Below are 22,294 nucleotides of genomic sequence, written 5' to 3'. Positions count from 1 at the left end.
GATATGGATAAGGAAAAAAAGAGGAAGGATCCGGTATCTTGCGGATCCTGCACGATTGAAGAAGACCATGGTCATGGCCATGGCCATGACCATGAGGAAGAAATGGATCCCAAAATGCTGGTCATAGGAGCCCTGGTTTTTGTATGCGCCCTGGTAGCCAACCGAATGGAGGCCAAGACTCCGGCCCTGGTCCTCTTCCTGGTCTCCTACGTCATACTGGCGGCCCCCATCCTCAAGATGGCCCTGGAGTCCATCCTTCATGGCCAGGTTTTTTCGGAACACTTCCTCATGGCCCTGGCCTCCATCGGAGCCTTCGCCATTGGACAATATCCTGAAGCCGTAGCGGTCATGCTCTTTTATACGGTGGGGGAGGTCCTCCAGGATAAGGCGGTGGACTCCTCCAGACGGTCGATCAAGGAAGCCCTGGACCTCCGGGCGGATGTGGCCCACCGAAAGACCGACGATGGAGTGGAGGACCTGGACCCCAAGGATCTGGTTCCCGGGGACATCATCCTGGTCAAATCAGGGGAAAGGGTCCCGGTTGACGGGCGGATCCTCGAAGGATCTACTTATATGGATACGGCAGCCTTGACGGGGGAACCCACCCCCATCCACCTGAAGGAGGGGGATGACCTCCTCTCCGGCTATATCAATAAGGAGGGGGTGGTCACAGTGGAAACCCTTCGTCCTTTTGAGGACTCAGCCTTGGCCCGAGTCCTGAATATGGTGGAAGATGCCTCAGCCAGGAAGGCGCCCACGGAGCGCTTCATCAGCAAATTTGCCCGTTACTATACCCCTGTTGTGGTCTTGAGTGCCCTTGCCCTGGCCCTCCTTCTTCCCCTCCTCTTTCCGTCCTTCTCCTTCCGGGACTCCATCTACCGGGCCCTGATCTTCCTGGTTATCTCCTGCCCCTGTGCCCTGGTTCTCTCGGTTCCCTTGGGCTATTTTGCCGGTTTGGGCGGGGCTGCCCGCGAGGGGATCCTGATCAAGGGAGGAAACTTCCTAGAGACCCTCTACCAGGTCAAGACCATGGTCTTCGATAAGACGGGGACCCTGACCCAAGGGAGCTTTGAGGTTCGTGAGGTCCGCCCGGTCGAAGGCCTTACGGAAAAGGACCTTCTTGGCCTGGCTTCCCGAGTGGAGGTCGCTTCCAACCATCCCATTGCCCAATCCATTCTCCAGGCTTATGAGGCAATGGGGGGCCAAGGGCCGGAAGACCATCCGGACCAGGTACGGGAGCTGACCGGTCGGGGGATGGTGGCCATGGTCGATGGCCGGGAGGTCTTGGCCGGCAATGCCAAGCTCATGGAGGAAAAGGGAATTTCCTTCCAACCGGTTGAGGATGTGGGCAGTCTGGTTTACCTGGCCCAAGATGGAAAGTACTTGGGCCACATCCTCATTTCCGACCAAGTGAAGGAAGGGGCCGGCCAAGCGATTCAAGGCATCAAGCAGGCCGGGGTGGAAAAGACCGTCCTCCTGACCGGGGATGGGGAGAAGGTGGGCCAAGCCATTGGAAAGGACCTGGGCATAGACCGGGTATACGGTGACCTCCTTCCTGAAGAAAAGGTCCGCCATTTCGAGAAGCTCCAGAAGGCCGACCGACAAGGCAAGATTGCCTTCGTGGGCGATGGAATCAACGATGCCCCGGTCCTAGCCCGGGCTGATGTGGGCATTGCCATGGGGGGACTGGGCTCGGATGCGGCCATAGAAGCCGCCGACGTCGTCATCATGACCGACCAGCCCATGAAGCTGGTCACCCTCCTCCAACTGGCCCAGAAGACCCGGCGGATTGTCATGGAAAACATCATCCTCTCCCTGGGGGTCAAGGCCCTCTTCCTGGTTCTGGCCGTCTTCGGCCTGACCACCATGTGGGGAGCCGTCTTCGCCGATGTGGGCGTAGCCCTCTTGGCCGTCCTCAACGCCGTCCGGGCCTACCGGCTCTAGGGTGGTTGAGCCCGGTCCTACCGTTTTTAAGGTGGTCAAATCAATATGAAATGGGGTTATGGCAAAAGAGCTAGCTCTTCTGCCATAGCTCCATTTTATTTTGCCTTGTTTGCTACTATCCGATCTAGGGTGGTTTACCCTACGGAAGCGTCCCGACCCTGATAATATCGAAAAGCTCATCATTATCAGGGCCTGAAACCCTGATAATTTACCGAGTGATGAGAATGGCAGGGTCGAAAATCACCCTGATAATTTGCCGGATCGTCAGAATAGCAGGATAAAAACCCTGATTATTGCAGGAATTGAAAGAATGACAGGGTAAAAAATCACCCTGCTATTGGAGAAAAAGGTGAGATTATCAGGGTTGGGAACCCTGTTAATTCCTCAGGAGAAAAATTTGTCAGGGTCAACGACCCTGACAATTCGCTGAATCACAAGATGATCAGGGTGGCCTAGCCTCGTAGCCCAACCCTGGCTGAGCCTCATTTTTGCCATCTGCCAGGGAAACCTCACCCTGGCTGTGGCTTATTTATGCGGTTAGCCAGGGTAGCCACCCCGCCAAGCTCATTTTTTTCTTTCTCCTTCATGAAAGGTCCATCTTCCCTGTTATAATAAGTACTGGAAATGAAGAAGGGGGTGGTCATCCCCGTCTTTTGTGGATAGAAAGGATAAGATGTGTTTCAGGATTTGATAGAAAAACGCCGGTCCATCCGGAAATTTACCGACCAGCCTGTTTCAAGGGATATGGTTGAAGATATTTGTAAAGCTGTTTTTTATGCCCCCACCGGTCGGAATGAGGACGATATTCGTTTGATCGCGGTGGAGGATCCGGAGACCATCCGGAAATTATCCACCTTCAAGCCCACCGGGGCAGCTCCATTGAAGGAGGCCAAGCTCGCTCTATGCGTTCTCTCAGACAGGGAATTGGCCCCCAAGACCCACCGCCAGGATGCCTGCATTGCCACGACTTACGCCCTCTTGAAGGTGGCTGATTCAGGTCTGGGCGCCTGCTGGATCAATGTCAATTCGGCCGAGGGAGGCCAGGAGAGGGTCCATGAGATTCTGGGCCTGGATGACCGGTGGAATGTGGAATCGGTCATCGCCATCGGCCATCCCGAGGAGGATAAGGGGCCCAAGGAGCCAAGGGATTATCGGGAAAGAACCCGGTGGATTTGATGGAAACCCGCTTTGTCAACCGCTTCACCCTGACCCCCACGGATAAGAAGGAGTATGTCATGAGGGTCCTGGCCAAGCCGGTCATCACCTGGGGGCCCGTGGTGGGTTTGGTGGGGATCGCCAGCTACTTCCTCATGGAAGGCCCGGTCCGCTATGTCGTGGGGACGGCCGGTTTGCTCGCCCTTATTACCGCCTTCCTGACTCCATTACTGACCTTAAAAGAATTTTCAACCAGCATGGACCTGGATCCCTCGGAGACCACCATTTTCTTTGGGGAGAAGATCCGGGTGGAAAGCCGGGCTTCCCACATTGACTTGGATTACCAACAGTTCAAAGGACTGAAGGAGACTTCCTCCCTCTACTGCCTCCAGCTTAGATCCAAGGGCAGCCTTTTGGTGAAGAAAAATCACTTTATCCAAGGACGGGAGGAGGACTTCCCGGCCTTTATTGAAGAAAAAATACAGAAAAAAGAAGATTGAGGAGGCCCATCGCCTATGTGTGGGATTGTTGCGTACACCGGAAAGAATCAAGTCGGCCCCATCCTTCTGGATGGACTGAAAAAATTGGAATACCGCGGATATGATTCCGTAGGCATAGCGGTCGAAGGGGAGGATGGAAAGATCCAAACGGCCAAGACCGTTGGCCGGGTCCAGGCCCTCGTTGACCAGACCCAAGGCGGAGACCTCCTGCCGGGCTATACAGGGATCGGTCACACCCGGTGGGCGACTCATGGGAGCCCGGATGAGGTCAATGCCCACCCCCACAGCTCCGGGGACGGCCAGGTAGTTGGAGTCCACAACGGGATCATCGAGAACTACCAGGAACTCAAGACCATGCTGGAGGGGAAGGGCTACACCTTTGAGTCCCAGACCGATACCGAGGTGGCCATCAAATTGGTCCACTCCCTCCTCCATGAGGAAAAAGAGGGACCACTCCATGTCCTCGCCAAGGCCATGCTCCTCATGCAGGGAAGCTATGCTCTGGCCCTCCTCTTCTCCGACCGGCCGGGGGAGATCTATGCTGCCCGGAAGGATTCCCCCATGGTGGTGGCCCAGGCGGAAGACGGGGCCTACCTGGGCTCCGACGTTCCGGCCATCCTCAGCCATTCTCGGGAAGTCTACTATATTGACGATATGGAAATCTGCCTCTTAAGAAAGGGGGAGATTCGCTTCTACAACGTCTATGAAGAGGAAATCCATAAGGACCCGGTCCACATTGACTGGGATGCCCAGGCGGCGGAAAAGGGAGGCTTTCCCCACTTCATGCTCAAGGAAATCTTCGAGCAACCCCGGGCTGTCCGGGACACCCTCCATGCCTATGTTCGGGGAGGAAAGGTTGACCTGACCGAAGCTGCATCCAACTTGACTTCAGACTTCCTGGCCTCCCTGGACCAGGTCCAGATCGTGGCCTGCGGATCCTCCTACCACGTGGGGATGGCGGCCCAATACCTGATCGAGGATTGGGTCCGGGTTCCCGTCCGGGTGGAGATGGCCTCGGAATTCCGCTACCGCCGGCCTATTTTGACGGACAAGACCCTGGTTGTGGTCATCTCCCAATCCGGGGAGACGGCCGACTCCCTGGCGGCCCTCCGAGAAGCCAAGGCTCAGGGCGTGCCCACTCTGGGGATCATCAACGTGATTGGTTCCTCCATCGCCCGGGAAGCCGATGGGGTCCTCTATACCAAAGCGGGCCCGGAGATCGCCGTCGCCACCACCAAGGCCTATTCCGCCCAGCTGGTCGTCTGCTACCTCCTGGGCTTAGCCCTGGCCCAGGCTAGGGGACAGATGGAAGATGTCCGGCCCATCCTGGATGCCCTGGAAGCTCTCCCGGGCCAGATGGACCGGATCCTGGCGGAACATGAGGATATCCAGTACCTGGCCACCCAGCTGGTGGGCGATAAGCACATCTTCTACATCGGCCGGGGGATCGACTATGCCATTGCCATGGAAGCCTCTCTCAAGATGAAGGAAATTTCCTATATCCACTCCGAGGCCTATGCGGCCGGTGAGCTCAAGCATGGGACCATTTCTTTGGTTGAGGAAGACACCCTGGTTGTGGGATCCCTGACCCAACCCCGGGTCATGGAAAAGACCTGGTCCAACCTGGTGGAAACCCGGTCCCGGGGAGCCCTCCTCCTGGGCCTGACCATGGAAGGAGAGGACAAGGGGGTGGATGCCGACTATCGAATCACCATCCCCGAGACCGACCCCCATATCGTTACCTCTTTGGCCATCATCCCCTTCCAGCTCCTGGCCTACTATATTTCTGTTAACCGTGGACTGGATGTGGACAAGCCCAGAAACCTGGCTAAGTCCGTCACTGTAGAATAGGAAGATTCATGAAGTTAATTTTGCAAGAAGTCAGCAAGTCCTTTCCGGGCAAGGAAGTCCTGGAGGGGATCAACTACATTTTCGAACAAAACTGCCTGTACGCCCTCCTGGGCCGGAACGGGTCGGGGAAGACCACCCTTTTTAACGTTATCTCCGGCCAGATCCGCCGGGATGGGGGAGAGATTCTTTTGGAAGAAGGTGGGGAGAGAAGGCCCCTGACCTCTTCCGACGTCTTTATGATGGTGGCGGAGCCCGAACTTCCGGAATTTCTGACGGGCTACGAATTCCTCAAATTCTTCATCGAAGCCAATGCCGACCGGATTCAAGAGCCGGCTTCCATCGAAGACTACCTTGCCCAAGTCAGCCTGGACCGGGCGGATGCCCTCCGCCTGATCCAGGACTATTCAACCGGGATGAAGAATAAGCTCCAGATGCTCATGTTCCTCATCCTCCGCCCCAAGATCATCCTCATGGATGAACCCCTGACCTCCCTGGATGTCGTCGTTCAGCTGGAAATGAAGAAGATCATCCGGTCCATCAAAGAGGACCACATCATGATCTTTTCCACCCACATCCTCCAGCTGGCCCAAGACCTCTGTGACCGGATCATCCTCCTTCACGGCAAAACCCTCCACGACGTGGAGGAAAAAATGGCCCGGGAGGAAGGCTTTGAAGACAAGATCATCGCCCTTCTCCAAGAAGAGAAGAGTCAGGAGGATGGCCATGATGGAGAATAGCCAAGTCCAAACGCTCCCTTCCCTGGGGCCGGCTTGGACCTCCTACAAGACCCACAAAAAGATTTCCACCCATGAGAATGTCAATCTTTTTGTCCACCTCATGAGGAAGATCCCCCTCATCGGTCCCCGCCTGGGCTCCTCCTATGAATTCTATGGCTTGAAAAAAGCCTTCATTGTTCTCAATCCCCTATTTGCCGGCCTGAAATTTATGGTCGGGACCCTGATCGCCCTCTTCATTGTCAGCATGCTGGTCTCCCAGTTCGGAGACCCTCTTTTTCGCCTTTTGGGCAAGACCGACCTGCCCCTGGCCCTGACCGGGGAAAAGATTCCCGCTTCGAATAAGGCCGGCCTGGTTCTTTTGGCCTATGGCCTTATTGCCATCCTCGACTCGGTCCTGGTGAATAACTTTCGTGTTTTTCCCAATTATCTGGACATCTACCGAGACCGGATGGAGGTCCTCTATCCGGAATACACCCGGATCCGTCCCCTCATGAACCTGGTCTACCGGAGCCTTTTCTTTGGCCTCCTGGGTCACTTCTTTCCGGGATTCACTTTTGGAAAAGGGGTCATGATCGGACTCACCTTCTCCCTTTTCCAACTTGCCTTGGAAGAGCCCATGGTGGATTTTTTTGCAAGAAGGGGCAAATCCTTCATGTCCTTCAAGCGCTTCTGGGCCGCCTACCTCCTCTTTTTACTGGTTATCCTGGTATCGACCTCTCTTTTCGCCATCGACTGGGCGGGCCTCCTTCCCTGGACCCTCATCCTTTCTCTCCCGGCCTGCCTTCTTTCCTTTCGTCGGGCCTTCGGCCATGGGTCCCATGAGGACCTGGTGGAGACAATCCGTCAGGCTTCTTCCGACTTGGATAAACAGGTGGAAGAGATCACGGAAAAAAAGGTCCGGGTCAGCCTGAGTGCCCAAGAGGGGGAGATGGCCCTTCCGGTGGGATCCGGGGTCACCGGCTATGCCTACATCAACCGGGTTTTCTTCCACCGCTTCCGGAAAAAGCTCCTCCGCCCGATCCTCATTAAATCAGGGGTTTTAGCCCTTCTTGGCAGCTTCCTGGTCTTTCGGATGGATCTAGGGGTCTTGGGAGAATTTGCGGATATTATCCCTTTCTTCCTCCCCTTCGTCTCCTACATGGTTTTTAACCACTCCCAACTTACCAACCTGATCTACAAGGAGTGGGACTGGCCCCTCAATCACTATGGCTTTTACAAGGAGGGGGATGTCCTTCTCCGTGTCTTTTTCTACCGCCTCCGGTCCACCGCCCTGATGAACCTCCCCCCGGTCCTGGTTATGGCTTCCTTGGAAGTGGGCCTGTCCTTGAAGCTAGGCCCCGCTTTCCCTCTGACCTCCGTCCTCATGATCACCCTCCTTTGGGGAGCCTTTTTCACCATCTATCCCTACTTCACCTACTACCTCTTCCAACCCGACCGCAAGGGATCCCGTTTGGGCTTCCTTAAGCCCATCTTCTCCCTCCTTCTCTATGTCCTGGTCTTCTTTGTCTTTCCCAACCTGCCCCAGGTTATTTCCGCCCGGACATTCGGCCTGGTCTCCATTGCCATCCTGACCGCCTTCCTCCTTTTGGCCGGCTTTTCCATCTATTTCCTGGCACCCAAGCTCCTTAAAGACTAATTTTCGTCAAATTTCGGGCATTTTCTGACGGAATAAGGTAGAATGGGAAGTATCTTATTTTTATTTGGCCTTGAAAGGAGCTCGGATATGGATTCAGTCGAACGCATCAAGATGATGGAAGAAAAGATGAACCGTCACCAGGAGGTGACCAACCAGCTTTTAGGACTTTTGGAAAAGTTCAGGGATTCCTTTGAGGAAAATTACAAGGACTTGGACCACTACTATGGGTCAAAGGAATACCAGGATGACCTGGCCGCCTATGACCAGGGCAAGGTTCCTGAAGATGTCTTCTGTGGCGTCCTTTCGGAAGATGGACTCTGGGACCTCTTTGGAGACAACCAGGAAATCCTGGCCGAGTTTCTGGAACTTTCCTGTAAGCTGGTCCGTCGCTATTAAAGCAAGTGTTGGCCCTTTCTTGTGTAGAAATTTCTACGAAAACCGAAGTGGAGTAATTTATGGATAAGCTCAATGATATTGTCGTTTTGGTTGATGACTATGTTTGGCTCGTACTCATGTTCCTCCTGGTCGGATCCGGAGTCTTCTTCTCCATCCGGACCGGCTTCGTCCAAATCCGCCGCTTCGGGGCCGGTTGGCGCCATGTCTTCGGTGGACTGAAGTTCTTCGGCGACCAAGCCGGGGAAGAGGGGATGTCTTCCTTCCAGGCCCTGGCCACCGCCATCTCCGCCCAGGTAGGGACGGGAAATATCGTGGGCTGCGTGACCGCCCTGGTCTCCGGAGGCCCCGGTGCCATCTTTTGGATGTGGGTTGCCGCCTTCTTCGGCATGGCTACCATCTATTCCGAGGCCACTCTGGCCCAGATCACCAAGACCAAGGACGAATCAGGGGCTGTCATCGGCGGACCGGTCTACTACATCACCAAAGCCTTCCGAGGAAAGTTGGGCAAGATTCTTTCTGTCGCCTTTTCCATCCTCATTATCCTGGCCCTGGGCCTCATGGGGAATATCGTCCAGTCCAACTCTATCTCCGATGCCTTCTACCATGCCTTCGGCATACCCAAACTGGCCATAGGCGTCATTGTTGCCCTTATTGCCGCCTTTATCTTCATCGGCGGAATCTCCCGGATTGCCGCCTTTACGGAGAAGGTGGTCCCCATCATGGCCGTTCTCTACCTGGTGGGCGGAACCCTCTGCCTCATCCTCTTCAGAGACAACCTCCTTCCCGCCATCGGGTCCATCTTCACCTACGCCTTCACCCCCTATGCAGTCACCGGAGGTGTGATCGGGATCGCTATCACCCAAGCCATGCGTTACGGCGTCGCCCGTGGCCTCTTCTCCAATGAGGCCGGTATGGGGTCCACCCCCCACGCCCACGCTATCGCCAAGGTGGACCGTCCGACGGACCAGGGCGAAGTGGCCATCATCGGTGTCTTCTTCGACACCTTCATCGTCCTGACTATGACCGCCTTGGTCATCCTTTCCTCCGGGATCCTTCCCGACATGATCGCCCAGGGAACCACCGGCGTGACCGTGGCCCAGCATGCCTTTTCCGGCGCCATCGGAGAGAAGGCCGGCCCTGCCTTTATTGCCATCACCCTCCTCTTCTTCGCCTTCTCCACCATCATCTCCTGGTACTTCTTTGCCGAGCAGAACATCAAGTACCTCTTCGGCCTGGGTGCCCGCAAGCCCTTCGCCCTCCTGGTCGTCATCTGCATTATCATCGGTTCCACCCTTAAGGTGGACCTGGTTTGGAACCTGGCCGACCTCTTCAACGGCCTCATGGTCGTTCCCAACCTCCTGGCCCTCCTCGCCCTATCCGGCATCGTCGTCAAGGCCGGAGCCGGGAAATCCATCGACCTTTAATATTTCATCAAGCGGAGAGGGGGACACCCCTCTCCTTTTTTATCGCGAACCCTATTGAACCCCCGGGAGCTGACTGATGAACTGGATTAACGCTTTTGAACTTCTTTGTTACGCCCTGACCGCCATCCTTCTTGTGGACATCATCAAAGCAAGGGATTGGAAGGAACTCCAGGTCTTTTTGTCCGGCGCCCTGGCCGGCTTTACCCTGGAGCTGGGCGCCGTCCGCCTGACGGACATCTACCACTACAGCGACCTCTACTACCTCTCCATCGGCATCCCGCCCTACCAATTCCCCTTCTTCGGAGGCCTCATGTGGGGCGGGGTAGCGGTATGCGCCCTCCGGATTGCCGGAAAATTCAATGGCAGCCATCTGACGACCGCCCTCATCTCCGGCTGGCTGGTCGTCTCCATGGACCTCCTCCTGGATGTTGCCGCCATCCGCTTAAGTGGCGGCTTCTGGGTCTGGGACGGTCGGCCCATCAACCTGGACATCAACCACCATATGTGGATGAGCATCATCTGGGTCAACTTCCTGGGCTATCTCTTCGAAACGCCGGCCCTCATCTACCTGACCCTCCGCCATGAGGACCGCTTAAAGAAAAAGGCCTTAGGGGGTCATGGAGGAGGGGAGACCGGTCGGTCAAGATGGCAGAGTATCCTCATGATGGCCCTCCGGGTGGTCCTCATCGGATGGGGAGCGGTCATTTTTGTTGCCCTGGCCTCAGGTATCGCCCTCTATTTGGACGGGATTTCCGATGAATGGACCAGCTTTCTCGCCTTTGTGGCCCTTTGGCTGGCCATCCTGGGGAAGATCCTGGTCATCCTAAAAGACCAAGCTCACAGGATCTCCTGGCAGGGGAAAAAGGACAAGGTCCTCATCCTCTTTTGGATGGCCCTCTATGGCTACTGCTTCCTGGCCCTGACCTCCCTGGGTATTTTTGCTGCCCGGCCCCTCTATGGACTTTTTGCCCTCTGCCTCTGGGCCTTTACCATGGCCCTGAGCTTGATCCAAGTGAAAGAAGATTTTATGGGGCAGATTTAATTTTTCATGTCAAAAAGTTCAAGCATGCCTCTTACGGTATCTTGTCCATCATAACAGGTGCCAATTAGGTATCCGGGATCGGTCAGGTATTCTCGCAAACCACGATAATAGAAGTATTTTTTTCGGTCCTCGATGATAAAGGGGACCAGCTTATGGTGGAGGCATTCCTTAAAGGCAATCAACCGACCAACACGGCCATTCCCTTCCTGAAAGGGATGGATGCCTTCGAATCGAAAATGGAAATCAATGATCTCTTCCAGGGAGATTTTTTTCTTTTTATGGTATGCCGCCAGTAGGGCTTTCATATCGGATGCGACATCCTCAGGAGAGGAGGTTTCCATTCCTCCAACAACATTTGGGCGGCTTTTATATTCCCCAACCTGAAACCAGGACAGAGTCTCATCTTTTGTTCCTCGCTTTACAAGATAGTGGAGTTTTTTGATGATTTCTTCCGTCAAGGGCTCTTCGGCGATATCAATACAGTAATCAATAGCTCGAAAGTGATTCACCGTTTCGATGATATCATCCACAGGAAGGCCATCGCTACCGTCAAGGGTGCTCGTCTCAAAGATCCGTCTCGTTTGTTCTTCGCTCAACGTGCTTCCTTCGATATGGTTCGAATTGTAGGTCATGCGTATTTGAAGTTCGTGGTAGAATCCGCCGGAAATTCTATGGTTTTTTTCGTCCTTAAGTTGCTGAAGGAGGGGGTTATCGGTAACTATGATATAAATATCACTTTCTTCGCAGGAGAAAAAGTTGGTTAATTTCTTAATGACAAAGGGGGAAAGCGGTTCATCTTTTGAAATCTTGGCAATGGTCCTTGAGGAGATATGAAGCAGGTCGACAAGGTCGGACTTGTTCAAGTTCCTCTGCTTTAATAATTCATATAAACCATCGTAGTTATACATGCTATGCCTCCTGATCTTTACTTTTTTTCTCAGAACACCCTATGTAAGTAAAGATTTTTGCATATCTAAGTAAAGATGATTTCTGTATTCTTCTCTAAAAAAGGAGTCTCCAGGACGAAGAATGATAAAATAAAGAAACAGTGAAAGATATACGACGAACTGAAAGAAAGTTGAGGTATTGCTCATGAATAGACTCCGACCCATGGTCCCCTATCTACTGGTTGCTATCCTGGCCTTTTATGTCCTGCCCCTTTTTATCATCGATACCGGAAGTGGGATGGCCATCCTCCTGGTGGCCATCCCCGCCATCATCCTTGTTTCATCCGAGTTTTATGGGATGAAACACTCTTGGGACTGGCTCTATCCCTTACTGGTCCTGGTAGTCTTCCTTCCCGCTGTATTTACCTTCTTTAATGAAACCGCCATCATATATGGTCCGGCCTATGGCTTTCTTGCTCTGGTGGGAAGCTTTTTGGGGAGTTTGATTTCACGAAGAAAATAATAAAAAACGACGGCCAAGATGGGGCCATGTTTGCCCCTGGGGACTGCCACGCTTGCATGGGTGATGGGGAGATGTCCTTTGCGGCCTTGGAAACAAAAGGGGATGTAAGGGTAGGCTTTGAACTAATAAAAAAAGGGAAAGGTGTGGAATGGCCTTTCCTTGCTCATGATGGGAGAATTTCTTTCCTTGCCTCCGGAGAGACCGGTGACGAAGCATCTTTCAAGGCGGCGGAAGTCGACATTCATCACATTGCCAAGGCGCTGAATATCTCTTTTGAAGAGGCGTATATCATCGGCTCATTGGCGGTGGATTTAGAAGTTTCTCAACTGGTCAATCCAATGAAGACCTATCGAGCCAGCATTTTACAAGAAGTGTTGAGTTTGGAAAAGTTGCTTCAGTCTCTATAATTTAGGAATTTGGTCAATTGAATACAGAAATCAAACCGTAGTTTCTACTACGGTTTTCTTTTAAAGTCTTACATCCGGAAAGTGGGACCCAGTTATGAGTATTACGATATAATCGTCGAAAAGGGTCTGAATAGAAAGCTCTCCTTGAGAAGAGAGGGAATTTATTCCAGCACACTAATAGAAGTTGGCAGCTTGCCTAAGGTTTGATTTGTTATGTTCGGAAGTCGAGTGGGAGAAGCAGGGTGTTTAAGCATTGCTTAATAGACTATAAACATGACTGGATAAAATGAAGGTTCTCAGCAATCTATTGATGTGCTTTTTGCTGTTGAAGATAAACTTATTTAATATAATTGTAGTTAGTGATCTAGGGGATAATTCTTAATAATAAGGGGGTGGCTTTTATGTCCAGTGCTAATAAAAACTACACTAAGCAGATCATTAATGATTATTGTGTGTTAGATACGGAAACAACGGGATTATCTGCTTACTATGACGAAATCATAGAAATTGGGATCTTAAAAGTTAGGAATAATGAGATAACTAATCGTTATAGTCAATTGATTAAACCCAGCTTCGAAATAGATGATTTTATTACACAATTTACTGGAATTACAAACGAAATGTTAGAAGGGATGCCTCCTATAATTAAAGTAAAAGAAGAGGTACTTACGTTTATAGGCAATGATATTATTCTTGGTCACAACACCCCTTTTGATATGCGATTTATAAAGAAAGGATTTAACGCAGAACTTCCTAACCAATATATGGACACGATGCAATTCGCACGAAAGTTATATCCCGAGCTTAAGCGACATCGTCTATGCGATTTAACCCAATATTTAGACCTGCATAACAATGAACATCGTGCCTTATCAGACTGCATTTCAACTAAAGAATTATATGATGCTATTAAAGCAAGTATGGCAACCAGAAATCTAAGTATTGAAGATTTATGGGCATATAGCAAAAATGGGGGTAGAGGAATTAATATCAAGGCGATTAAGCCCACTGAAGTAGATATTAACGAAGATGGTTTTTTCTTTAATAAACATGTTGTTTTTACTGGGAAACTTGAGGAAATGCGGCGTAAGGATGCTATGCAAATTGTAGTAGACCTTGGTGGCATTTTAGATGCAGGAGTAAACAAGCAGACGAATTATTTAATCTTGGGTGATAACGACTATCATGCTATTCTAAAAGGCAAGAAATCCAATAAACATAAAAAGGCTGAAAAGCTAAAGCTTGACGGTCAAGACATTGAAATCATTGACGAGAAGACTTTTTATGATTTATTAGATGAATAAGATTTGATTAACAAGATTAATTGCCTTGATCTAATTTTATAAGAAGAATTTCGGTTTCAGAATAGGTATAAATACAGATAGGGAAAAGGGAAATAACCTTAAAGTGAATTATGCTAAAGGCGACTACTCTTATCAATGATTTGACTAATGGCATCCTTTTCGTAACAGAAAGTTTTATAATAGGTTTAATTTTTATAAAACTAAGATAAAAAGTTCTATATTGATACTTCTTTAAGCTAATAGGAAACTTATTCACTTCAATATAGAGTTGATTCGTCAAAAACGTAGAATCAACTCTATGGCTTTTGCCTAGTCAATAGTGGTTGTTTTCAAAAAAAAAGGCAAACTACCACTACACATTTTGAATGATCTATAGTGTTAGTTTGCTGAAAATTGAGAATAGACATTACTTTTCCGAATAAAGAATAGCGTTTCGGATGAAAAGAATAGTGTTGGCTTTGATAAAATGCCAAATCAACACTATGAAGCCCTCAAAAATATAGTGTTGATTGTCGAAAAATAGCAAACCAACACTATTTCACCCCTAATTGCTATAGTGGTGGTTTGCTAAAAAACCTCAACCAACACTACTCCCCCAAAACGCCCACTTCCTAGTGGGCCTTTTCTTTGACAATTTCTTTGGTTTTTTAGATACTTCTGGTGTCGATTGTATTATCGAAAATCAGGATAAGTCTCATAAAACAAGGATACTGTGATCAACCCATATGATCATAGGAATCCTTTGCAAAATACGAATTTTGGAAAGGAAAAGACAAGTGGCCATCGAGAATCGAAGACAAGAGGAGCGGGGGGGGGGGGAAACTCCACCGGGCTATCTGGGCCATTGCTGATGAGCTCAGGGGTGACGTGGATGGTTGGGACTTAAAGAATTATGTCCTTGGAACCATGTTCTATCGCTATATTTCGGAAAACATCACCAACTACATTAATGAAGGGGAGGTCGCTGCCGGCAAACCTGACTTTGACTATGCCCAGATGTCAGATGAAGAGGCGGAGGAGGCCAGGCAAGGCCTGGTAGAGGAGAAGGGCTTCTTTATCTATCCCTCCCAGATATTCTGCAATGTCCGGGTCCGAGCCAAAGGGGATGACAACCTCAACGAGACCTTGGAAAAAATCTTCCACTCCATTGAAGAGTCGGCCCAAGGGAATGAGTCGGAAAGCAACTTTTCTGGCCTCTTCGATGACTTTGATGTGAATAACAATAAGCTGGGCTCCACTGTGGCCAAGAGGAATGAGAAGCTCTGCAAGCTCCTGGATGGGGTGGCAGATATGAATCTTGGTCAGGTGAAGAGCCATGTCACCGATGCCTTCGGTGATGCCTACGAATACCTCATGACCATGTATGCTTCCAATGCGGGGAAGTCAGGTGGGGAATTCTTCACCCCAGCGGACGTATCCGAGCTCCTCACCCGGATTGGGACAGTGGGGAAGACGGAAATCAACAAGGTCTATGAGAACAAAACAACATATTTGATACATTTTAACGGCACAGCCGCTTAGGGTACGAAACTCATACTCAGGGGTACGAAAATGAGCAAGGGGTACGAAAACTAATGCGCTAACCCTAAAACAAAAGGGACTGACTGCAAACATGAGCATGCAGGAGTCCCCCTTTTCATAATAATTGAAGTTGCTAAATTAAAATAAATTTCTTCAACTGAGTTGCCAGTTACTTGTCTTATTGAGTATTTTCTGGAAATCTTTATATATTCCTTCTTCTTCTATTAACTGTTCATGCGTTCCCTGCTGTACCAGCTTTCCTTGGTCTATAACTAATATATTGTCAGCAAACTGTATTGTGTTTAGCCTGTGGGCAATAACGATCAATGTTTTTCCTTTGACCAAGGCGGATATGGCTTGTTGAATGAAATGCTCGTTTTCAGGATCAACACTGGCAGTTGCTTCATCTAATATAACGATAGGTGCATCTTTTAGTATGGCACGAGCAATGGATAAGCGTTGTTTTTCTCCTCCTGAAAGTGTCGATCCGCCTTCGCCAAGCATCGTGTTATAGCCGTTTGGTAAATTCTCAATAAATTCATGACAAGCCGCCTTTTTGGCAGCTTCTTTAATCTCCTCGATGCTGGCTTCCGGTCTGCCGAAACGAATGTTGTTCAATATCGTGTCATGAAACAGATAGACGTGCTGAAAAACGATCGAAATATATTGCAGCAGAGTATCACAAGTCATTTCTCTGATATCATGTCCATCGATAGAAATAGACCCATGATTGACATCATAGAATCTGGCAAGCAAATTACAGAGCGTTGTTTTACCGGAACCGGAGGGTCCCACGATGGCTAAAGTTGAATTTTCGGGAAGAGAAAAGCTCACATTCTCGATAACATTTTTGTGATCGTAAGCGAAAGATACGTTCTGATAAGAAATGTCAAAATTGTTTAAAACAATGTCTTTTGAATCTTCGTCGATATAGTTTGCCGTCTTAATTGTTTGAAGTTTGTCCAGCGCTGCTCGCATCATTTCCAAGGTGTGAGAAGCATCGGTTACCGTTTCCAAACGAGCAAACATAACAAATGAAAAGATCACTATCATGAGCATGATAGGCAGAGAAATTTCACCGTGAATGGTTTGAAGGCATACCATAAAAGCGATTGCTACGGAGGTCAATTTTAGGCTTAACTGATAAAGACCGTTCGTCCACATGTAAGCATTTTCTATTTTGATGTTGATGTCACGTTGATCGGAAAAAGATTTTTGTAGTTCCGCAACGGCGCTTCCTGTTCTCCCATACGATTTAATAACCGTTATTCCACGGATAAATTGGAGTGTTGCATTAATCATGCTATCATTGGCTTTCTGGCGCACCGCTGTGTTTGCCCGGCTATCTTTCACCAGTCGGCGCTGGAAAAATGCAGAGCATAATACACCCACTAAAGCAACAGTTGCCACTTTCCATGAGAAAAAAAGGATGCATAGAATCATGGCAAGAGTCTGCAAATAAGCTCCGATAACCGTATCCGTCATCTTCATGGCATACAATTCCAAAGTAGATAAGTCGGTTGTAACTGCTCCCGCAATTTCACCGGTCTTGTGACGATCAAAAAAGCCAAGGGAAACTCGCTTTAATATATCGCCTATCTCGATGCGCTCCTCGGCTGTTTTTTCATAAGCAATGCTTTCTTGAAAAACAGCCCGCAGATAGGAGAAGAAGAAACGACCTAAAACACAGAAAACCATAAACAAAAGCGCCCATAAAGCTTCCTTTGTGTGCAAACTCCTGAGCCCTGCCGTATCCTGCAGCATAAGGTTCAGAACATAAGCCGCTCCCATCAAGGGAAAAGCAATAAAGAAATTCTCTAATAACGACCAGACGATGCCCCAGTAAAATCTTTTTTTATAAGAACCTGTCCAATCAACGATACGTTTGATCATGGTAAACATTTATTTATCCGCTCCTTTCTCTTGATTGGATGCCGCCCATGCTTTGGCACCAACATGTGCTTCCCACATGGAGCGGTAAAGGGGGCAAGCCTTCAGAAGTTCATTCTGCGTTCCTTCCGTCACTTTTGTGCCTTCCTGCAAAACAACGATTTTGTCGGCATTTTTTATCGTAGAAAGCCTATGGGCAATCACTAACAGCGTCTTGCCACGCGTTAGTTCATTAATCGATTTTTGGAGTTGAAGTTCATTTTCCGGATCAGTAAATGCGGTTGCTTCATCCAAAACAACGATAGGGGCATCTTTTAGTATTGCCCTGGCAATCGCTATACGCTGTTTTTCACCGCCTGACAGTTTATCCCCCGCTTCTCCAGCCGGCGTGTCCCAACCTTCTTCTAAACGTGAAATAAACTCTTCGCATTGTGCCATATGAGCAGCCTGAAACACCTCTTCTTTTGTTGCGGCCGGATTGCCTACGCGGATATTTTCAAAAAGGGACATATTGAAAAGAAAATTATCCTGAGAAACATAGCTGATGAGTCCTGAGAGTTGTCCAAGTGGCAAAGAGCGTATATCCTTTCCTCCGATACAAATACATCCTTGATTCACATCCCAAAAACGTAAAAGCAATCGAGATAAGGTAGATTTTCCTCCGCCGGAAGGACCTACCAAAGCTACGAAAGATTCCTCGGGTATTTCTAAAGAAAAATCTTTGACGACAGGTGCTTGAGCCTCTTCATAAGAAAATGTGACATCCTTATATGAGATGTCATAACCGGACAGTTTTTTCGACTCTTTTTCTTCCGGAAGCTCTTGCAAGTCTAAGATTTTCTGAACATCCAGCAGAGCGTATTCAATGGATTTATAGCTGTTGACAGCTGTCGTAAAGTATGAAACGGGGCCTACCAGACTTAAGGAAAGGATGATGGTAAGCGTTAGTTCAGCAGGTGTTAGATTTCCTGTAGCATAAAGCAAGATACCTGCCGGAAGAATGCCTAACAGTGTGCTCGGCAGTATCGCCGCTGCAAAATTCATCAGCGGCCAAGTGGAGCGAAACCAATCTAAAGTAAAATCTTTAAAGGACGTGATTGCATTCGTATATTTTTTATAGGATTTACTGGATTGATTAAAAGCCTTGACAACCTCAATGCCTTCCACATATTCCACAATCACACTGTCCACTTTTTTAGCAGCTTTCATATAGCTGTCATATTTGCTGTTAAATGTCTTCATGACGATCGCATAAGCGAGCACACCAAAAGGAATGCAGGCAACAGATGCCAATGCGACTTTCCAATTCCATGCCAGCATGAAAATAAATACGATAACAGGAAAAATCAGATTCGATAAGCCTTCCGGTATCAAGTGTGCCAAAGGTAATTCAATCGTTTCTACACGGTCAACAATAATGCTCTTGAGTTCACCGGCGGTTTTTCCTGTTACAGTTCCAAGCGGCAATCGCATTAATTTATCGGTCAGTCGGCTTCGTATATTTTTAAGAATATGATAGGCGGCATGATGAGACCGATTCGTTGAGATTGTGTGAAACAAGACTTTAAGGCCATATCCTGCGACGCACAAAAGGAACCAAGGGACAAGTGAATGCACAGAAATTTGACTGCTATCTTGTACTTTTGAAAAAAACACAAGAAGGACTTGATAGATCCCAAAATAAGGCAAAAAACCACAGAAAACGCTTAGCACGGCAAATAGAATAGATAGTATAAACTGTGGTTTTGCACTGTCTGCAAAAGACAGAACAATCGGCAATATTCTTTTTTTGATTTTCAAAATAAAAACACCTCATTTCTAAACTGTTTTGGTCGAAGAGAATTCAACGTATTCTCTAAAGCAGTTTATGAAATAAGGTGTGGTCCATTCCACCCTCTAATGGGAAAACAGCCCCGTTCAGACAAGAGTTTTTCTATAGTCTCGTGGCGTTAAACCACGAAGGGACTTGAAGGCAGCTGAAAATTTGGATGGGTTTTGGTAGCCTAAATCATTCGCAATTTCAAGTATGCTCTTCGATGAATCTTGTAAGAGCAAAGCCGCTGCATTAACGCGATACTCTTTCATATAGGCATAAATCGATTTTCCATAAATAATTTTGAACGCTTTTTTCATAGATGTGAGTGGCATATCAATGAAACTCGAAAATTCGGTTAACGTATAAAATCGGTCAAGATGTGAAGTTAACCTTTTTTCCAAAGATTTGATCTTAGTAACTTGGGCGAAATTTAAAAAGTCGTTTTGTTGTTTTGCCAAAGAAATATCCATACCATCCAAATAAAGAAGAAGTTCTAATACCTTAATTTTCAGATAAGGAACTCTATCTTTTTCAGGAATTTGATAAATTTCGGCTAAGATATGGTTCGTTTGTGGATTGGAACGCATAATAAATGTTTCATAGGCTTTTGATTTTCTACAGAATTTGTTTTTCAAATTTTCCACATCAACCGGAAATCCGTTTAATAATGTCCTTATCGTTTCAGAACCCTGTGGAAAGAGAATGCTGATTGTGATTCCATGATAGTGTTTAAGTGGAAAGTAAAACTCTCCGTAATGCTGGGTGCGTACTTCCATCTGCAAATCACCAGCACTGATATAAGTGTACTTTTCCGGATGAATGCTATTTTCTATTCTTCCTTCTTTACAGTAATCAATGGTAAACATCGATTGATGTGGCTTGAAAGCTGAGTAACAAGTTTTGAGATGAAAGTCATTAAAAAGTACAAAGACGCCTTCGAAAAGGGAGTAGCAAGTCATCGTCCCCGAGCCGGTTTCATCATGCAAAAAAAAGATAGAACTGCCATCTTCTCGTTTCTGCATTTTGATATTATCTCCCATATTGCCTAAGGCGTTCATTGTCATGAAACCTCCTCTCTAAAAAAATTCTGCAATTTCTGTACTGTCGTCTGGTTCAAATCATATTGCTCCTTAATCTGCCCATCTTTCATTTCAACAATATGCTGACAGGCAAGAGCGATAAACTCCGGATCATGAGTAATAATTAAGCATGTTTTTCCTAAAAGAATTATTCTCTTTATAATTTGTGCAAAACGCTGCATGTTTTCCAAATCAAGACCACTGGTCGGCTCATCAAAGATTAAAACATCTCGATTGCTCATCAGAGCGGAGGCTACTGCAACACGCTGCTTTTGCCCTCCTGAAAGAGACATGGGATGTTCATCTTTAAAGCCATCCAGATGGAGTTCTTGGAGTATTGCCTCGGCTACAGTATGATTTTCTTCTTCCTGAGAAATCAAAAGCTCTTCCATAACCGTTTCTGTAAACAACTGATGATTCACTTCCTGTTGCACAAGATAGGTCAGATCACGTCTTTTTTTAGGTGGAAAAGTCTTGTTTTTATAGATTAGTTTGCTTTTATCTTTTTTCACCAGTCCGCAAAGAAGTTTGGCAAAAGTGGACTTGCCAGCACCGTTTGAACCTATGAGAGCTGTTGCCCTTCCCAGAGGAAGTTGAAATTTCGGAATATTCAATACGCTTTGCGTATTGTGGTAGGAAAAATTCACATCGTAAAGCTCTAAAAAATCTTTCGTCGGCGATAATGGATCGAAAGCTCCAAATGAAAGTTGTTTTATGTCCGGAATACGTATCCCATGCGTTTCATAAAACGAACTCGGTAACTCGAAAAAGTTAACGCCTTGATAGTCTCCGATCATCTCGCCGTCATCAAGCAATATCACACGATCCACTAAATTTTTTAAATAATGGATGCGATGCTCGGCAATAATGATTGTTTTTCCCTCATCTTTCCAAAATTGTATCATCCCTTGCAAATTTGCGATAGCGGAAAAATCAAGATTAGCACTTGGCTCATCCATAAGAACAAGATTGGGAGAAAGCACAGCCACAGAGGCGCAAGCAATTTTTTGTTTTTCTCCGGAAGAAAGATGAAACAAACTCTTTCCCATCAATCTCTCAATATGCAAAGAGGATACGATTTTGTTAAAGCGCAATCGAATATCTTCTTTTGACATACCTAAATTTTCACAGGCAAAAACCAGTTCACTATCCGTATCTACATTAAAAAACTGGCTGCGGGGATTTTGAAATACGCAGCCAACAATCGGCGCGAGTTCATATAGAGCAAGCGTTTGTGGACTTTTACCAAAAACAGATACACTTCCCAAACTTTTTCCTTCATAGTAATGAGGAATAAGTCCATTTAAAGCTCGTATTATGGTCGTCTTACCGCATCCGGACATTCCCGTTAAAAGAACGCATTGACCGTCAGGGATTCTCAGATTGATATTTTTAAGTGTACTTTGGTCAGAGGATGTATAGGAAAAAGAAAAATTTCTTATTTCTATCATGACGAACCTCCGATCTTATAAAAGATAAGTACACACAAGCTAACCAGGCAAAGCATCAGAAAGAGTATATCCTGCAAATGGAATCCAATTTTACAGACATTGGTGCGCCTAATCGGCGCGCCTAAGCCACGTGTTAAAGCAGATGCGGAAAGTTCGTCACCGATTTTCACGCAGGACACCATCAGCGGGACCAGACGATATTCCACAGTTTTCCACGGTTTTGAACCACTTAAAGAGATGCCTCTCATTTTCATTGCATCGGCTATGGCGTGATACTCTTCCAGGATGGTAGGAAAAAAGCGAAAAACAACGGAAAGTGGAATCGTAATCTGGGCAGGAACACGCATGCGTTCCATTGCTGCCATAAACTCGCTGATTTTCGTTGAGCTGAGCAAATAGGCACCCATGGCAAGCCCCGGCATCATGCGAACAAAAATACCGCAAAAAGCCACCAACAGAAAACCTAAAAATCCGGTAACGAGCGGTAAAAAATATATCTGCCCTACATAGGCCGCTATGAATAAAATGGCATATATGGCGGCATATTTCCACTTGCTTTCAATAAGAAACAGTATAAAGGGAACGGATATAAGGAGTATTCGAATCGGAGCCAGCCAATATCCATGTCCTCCTCCCACAACGACAGCAGCGATGGTAAAGACAAGAAGTATTTTTGTTCGAGGATCAAGAAATTCTTTTTTTGATCGCGTTTGAATAGGCTGCATGATGGA

The 22,294-nt window shown here is 47.8% G+C and carries 18 protein-coding genes and 1 pseudogene; 13 read left to right on the top strand and 6 right to left on the bottom strand.

Annotation, left to right across the window (positions count from 1 at the left end; all coding sequences use genetic code 11):
* Positions 1 to 3 precede the first annotated feature (3 nt).
* From HGKM_RS07025 to HGKM_RS06985, 9 genes are all read left to right on the top strand, one after another.
* Positions 4 to 1,944, top strand: a complete 1,941-nt coding sequence (locus tag HGKM_RS07025; RefSeq protein ID WP_019134631.1) for a heavy metal translocating P-type ATPase — start codon at positions 4 to 6, stop codon at positions 1,942 to 1,944.
* A gap of 675 nt (positions 1,945 to 2,619) precedes the next feature.
* Positions 2,620 to 3,120, top strand: coding sequence for a nitroreductase family protein (locus HGKM_RS07020; RefSeq protein ID WP_019134630.1), 501 nt, complete (start codon positions 2,620 to 2,622; stop codon positions 3,118 to 3,120).
* Positions 3,120 to 3,599 carry a YcxB family protein gene (locus tag HGKM_RS07015; RefSeq protein WP_019134629.1) on the top strand — a complete coding sequence of 160 codons (480 nt, stop codon included), beginning with the start codon at positions 3,120 to 3,122 and terminating at the stop codon, positions 3,597 to 3,599. Before HGKM_RS07020 ends, HGKM_RS07015 begins: the two co-directional genes overlap by 1 nt.
* 15 nt (positions 3,600 to 3,614) lie before the next feature.
* Complete coding sequence (gene glmS, locus HGKM_RS07010; protein WP_019134628.1) at positions 3,615 to 5,450, top strand: glutamine--fructose-6-phosphate transaminase (isomerizing); 1,836 nt, start codon at positions 3,615 to 3,617, stop codon at positions 5,448 to 5,450.
* Between the two features lie 8 nt (positions 5,451 to 5,458).
* Entirely contained in the window at positions 5,459 to 6,187 is a 729-nt protein-coding gene (locus tag HGKM_RS07005) for an ABC transporter ATP-binding protein (protein WP_019134627.1), read from the top strand.
* Complete coding sequence (locus HGKM_RS07000; RefSeq protein ID WP_019134626.1) at positions 6,174 to 7,823, top strand: hypothetical protein; 1,650 nt, start codon at positions 6,174 to 6,176, stop codon at positions 7,821 to 7,823. The genes HGKM_RS07005 and HGKM_RS07000 overlap by 14 nt, the downstream gene beginning before the upstream one ends.
* Before the next feature lie 87 nt (positions 7,824 to 7,910).
* A complete protein-coding gene (locus HGKM_RS06995; RefSeq protein WP_019134625.1) occupies positions 7,911 to 8,219 on the top strand; it encodes a DUF4298 domain-containing protein in 309 nt (102 codons plus the stop codon).
* A 59-nt stretch (positions 8,220 to 8,278) separates the two neighbouring features.
* Positions 8,279 to 9,643 carry an alanine/glycine:cation symporter family protein gene (locus HGKM_RS06990; RefSeq protein ID WP_019134624.1) on the top strand — a complete coding sequence of 455 codons (1,365 nt, stop codon included), beginning with the start codon at positions 8,279 to 8,281 and terminating at the stop codon, positions 9,641 to 9,643.
* A gap of 76 nt (positions 9,644 to 9,719) precedes the next feature.
* Positions 9,720 to 10,685, top strand: a complete 966-nt coding sequence (locus HGKM_RS06985; RefSeq protein ID WP_019134623.1) for a hypothetical protein — start codon at positions 9,720 to 9,722, stop codon at positions 10,683 to 10,685.
* Here the strand turns inward: HGKM_RS06985 and HGKM_RS06980 are convergent.
* Complete coding sequence (locus HGKM_RS06980; protein ID WP_019134622.1) at positions 10,682 to 11,593, bottom strand: Fic family protein; 912 nt, start codon at positions 11,591 to 11,593, stop codon at positions 10,682 to 10,684. The two genes, HGKM_RS06985 and HGKM_RS06980, sit on opposite strands and share 4 nt — an antisense overlap.
* Before the next feature lie 184 nt (positions 11,594 to 11,777).
* Between HGKM_RS06980 and HGKM_RS06975 the strand changes: the two genes are divergently transcribed.
* The 4 genes and pseudogenes from HGKM_RS06975 to HGKM_RS06960 all read left to right on the top strand — a co-directional run.
* Positions 11,778 to 12,095: a hypothetical protein gene (locus HGKM_RS06975; RefSeq protein ID WP_034579948.1), complete on the top strand. Its 318-nt coding sequence runs from the start codon at positions 11,778 to 11,780 to the stop codon at positions 12,093 to 12,095.
* Between the two features lie 26 nt (positions 12,096 to 12,121).
* On the top strand, positions 12,122 to 12,502 hold the full coding sequence (locus HGKM_RS06970) for an acetamidase/formamidase family protein (RefSeq protein WP_019134620.1): 381 nt from the start codon (positions 12,122 to 12,124) through the stop codon (positions 12,500 to 12,502).
* A 401-nt stretch (positions 12,503 to 12,903) separates the two neighbouring features.
* On the top strand, positions 12,904 to 13,806 hold the full coding sequence (locus HGKM_RS06965; protein WP_019134619.1) for a 3'-5' exonuclease: 903 nt from the start codon (positions 12,904 to 12,906) through the stop codon (positions 13,804 to 13,806).
* Positions 13,807 to 14,595: 789 nt separating this feature from the next.
* Positions 14,596 to 15,282, top strand: a pseudogene (locus HGKM_RS06960) (type I restriction-modification system subunit M); the annotation flags it as partial.
* Positions 15,283 to 15,480: 198 nt separating this feature from the next.
* On the opposite strand, the gene HGKM_RS06955 reads toward HGKM_RS06960, so the two are convergent.
* From HGKM_RS06955 to HGKM_RS06935, 5 genes are all read right to left on the bottom strand, one after another.
* Positions 15,481 to 17,229, bottom strand: coding sequence for an ABC transporter ATP-binding protein (locus tag HGKM_RS06955; RefSeq protein ID WP_019134617.1), 1,749 nt, complete (start codon positions 17,227 to 17,229; stop codon positions 15,481 to 15,483).
* On the bottom strand, positions 17,230 to 19,017 hold the full coding sequence (locus HGKM_RS06950; RefSeq protein WP_019134616.1) for an ABC transporter ATP-binding protein: 1,788 nt from the start codon (positions 19,015 to 19,017) through the stop codon (positions 17,230 to 17,232).
* 117 nt (positions 19,018 to 19,134) lie between these two features.
* Positions 19,135 to 20,097, bottom strand: coding sequence for a helix-turn-helix domain-containing protein (locus HGKM_RS06945; RefSeq protein ID WP_019134615.1), 963 nt, complete (start codon positions 20,095 to 20,097; stop codon positions 19,135 to 19,137).
* Complete coding sequence (locus tag HGKM_RS06940; RefSeq protein WP_019134614.1) at positions 20,094 to 21,563, bottom strand: ABC transporter ATP-binding protein; 1,470 nt, start codon at positions 21,561 to 21,563, stop codon at positions 20,094 to 20,096. Before HGKM_RS06940 ends, HGKM_RS06945 begins: the two co-directional genes overlap by 4 nt.
* Positions 21,560 to 22,288, bottom strand: a complete 729-nt coding sequence (locus tag HGKM_RS06935; protein ID WP_019134613.1) for an energy-coupling factor transporter transmembrane component T — start codon at positions 22,286 to 22,288, stop codon at positions 21,560 to 21,562. The genes HGKM_RS06940 and HGKM_RS06935 overlap by 4 nt, the downstream gene beginning before the upstream one ends.
* Between the last annotated feature and the right edge of the window lie 6 nt (positions 22,289 to 22,294).

The organism is Kallipyga massiliensis ph2, assembly GCF_000311985.1.
Taxonomy (GTDB): domain Bacteria; phylum Bacillota; class Clostridia; order Tissierellales; family Peptoniphilaceae; genus Kallipyga; species Kallipyga massiliensis.
The sequence above is the reverse complement of the archived record's forward strand: the minus strand, read 5'-3'. Positions and strand labels throughout refer to the sequence as shown.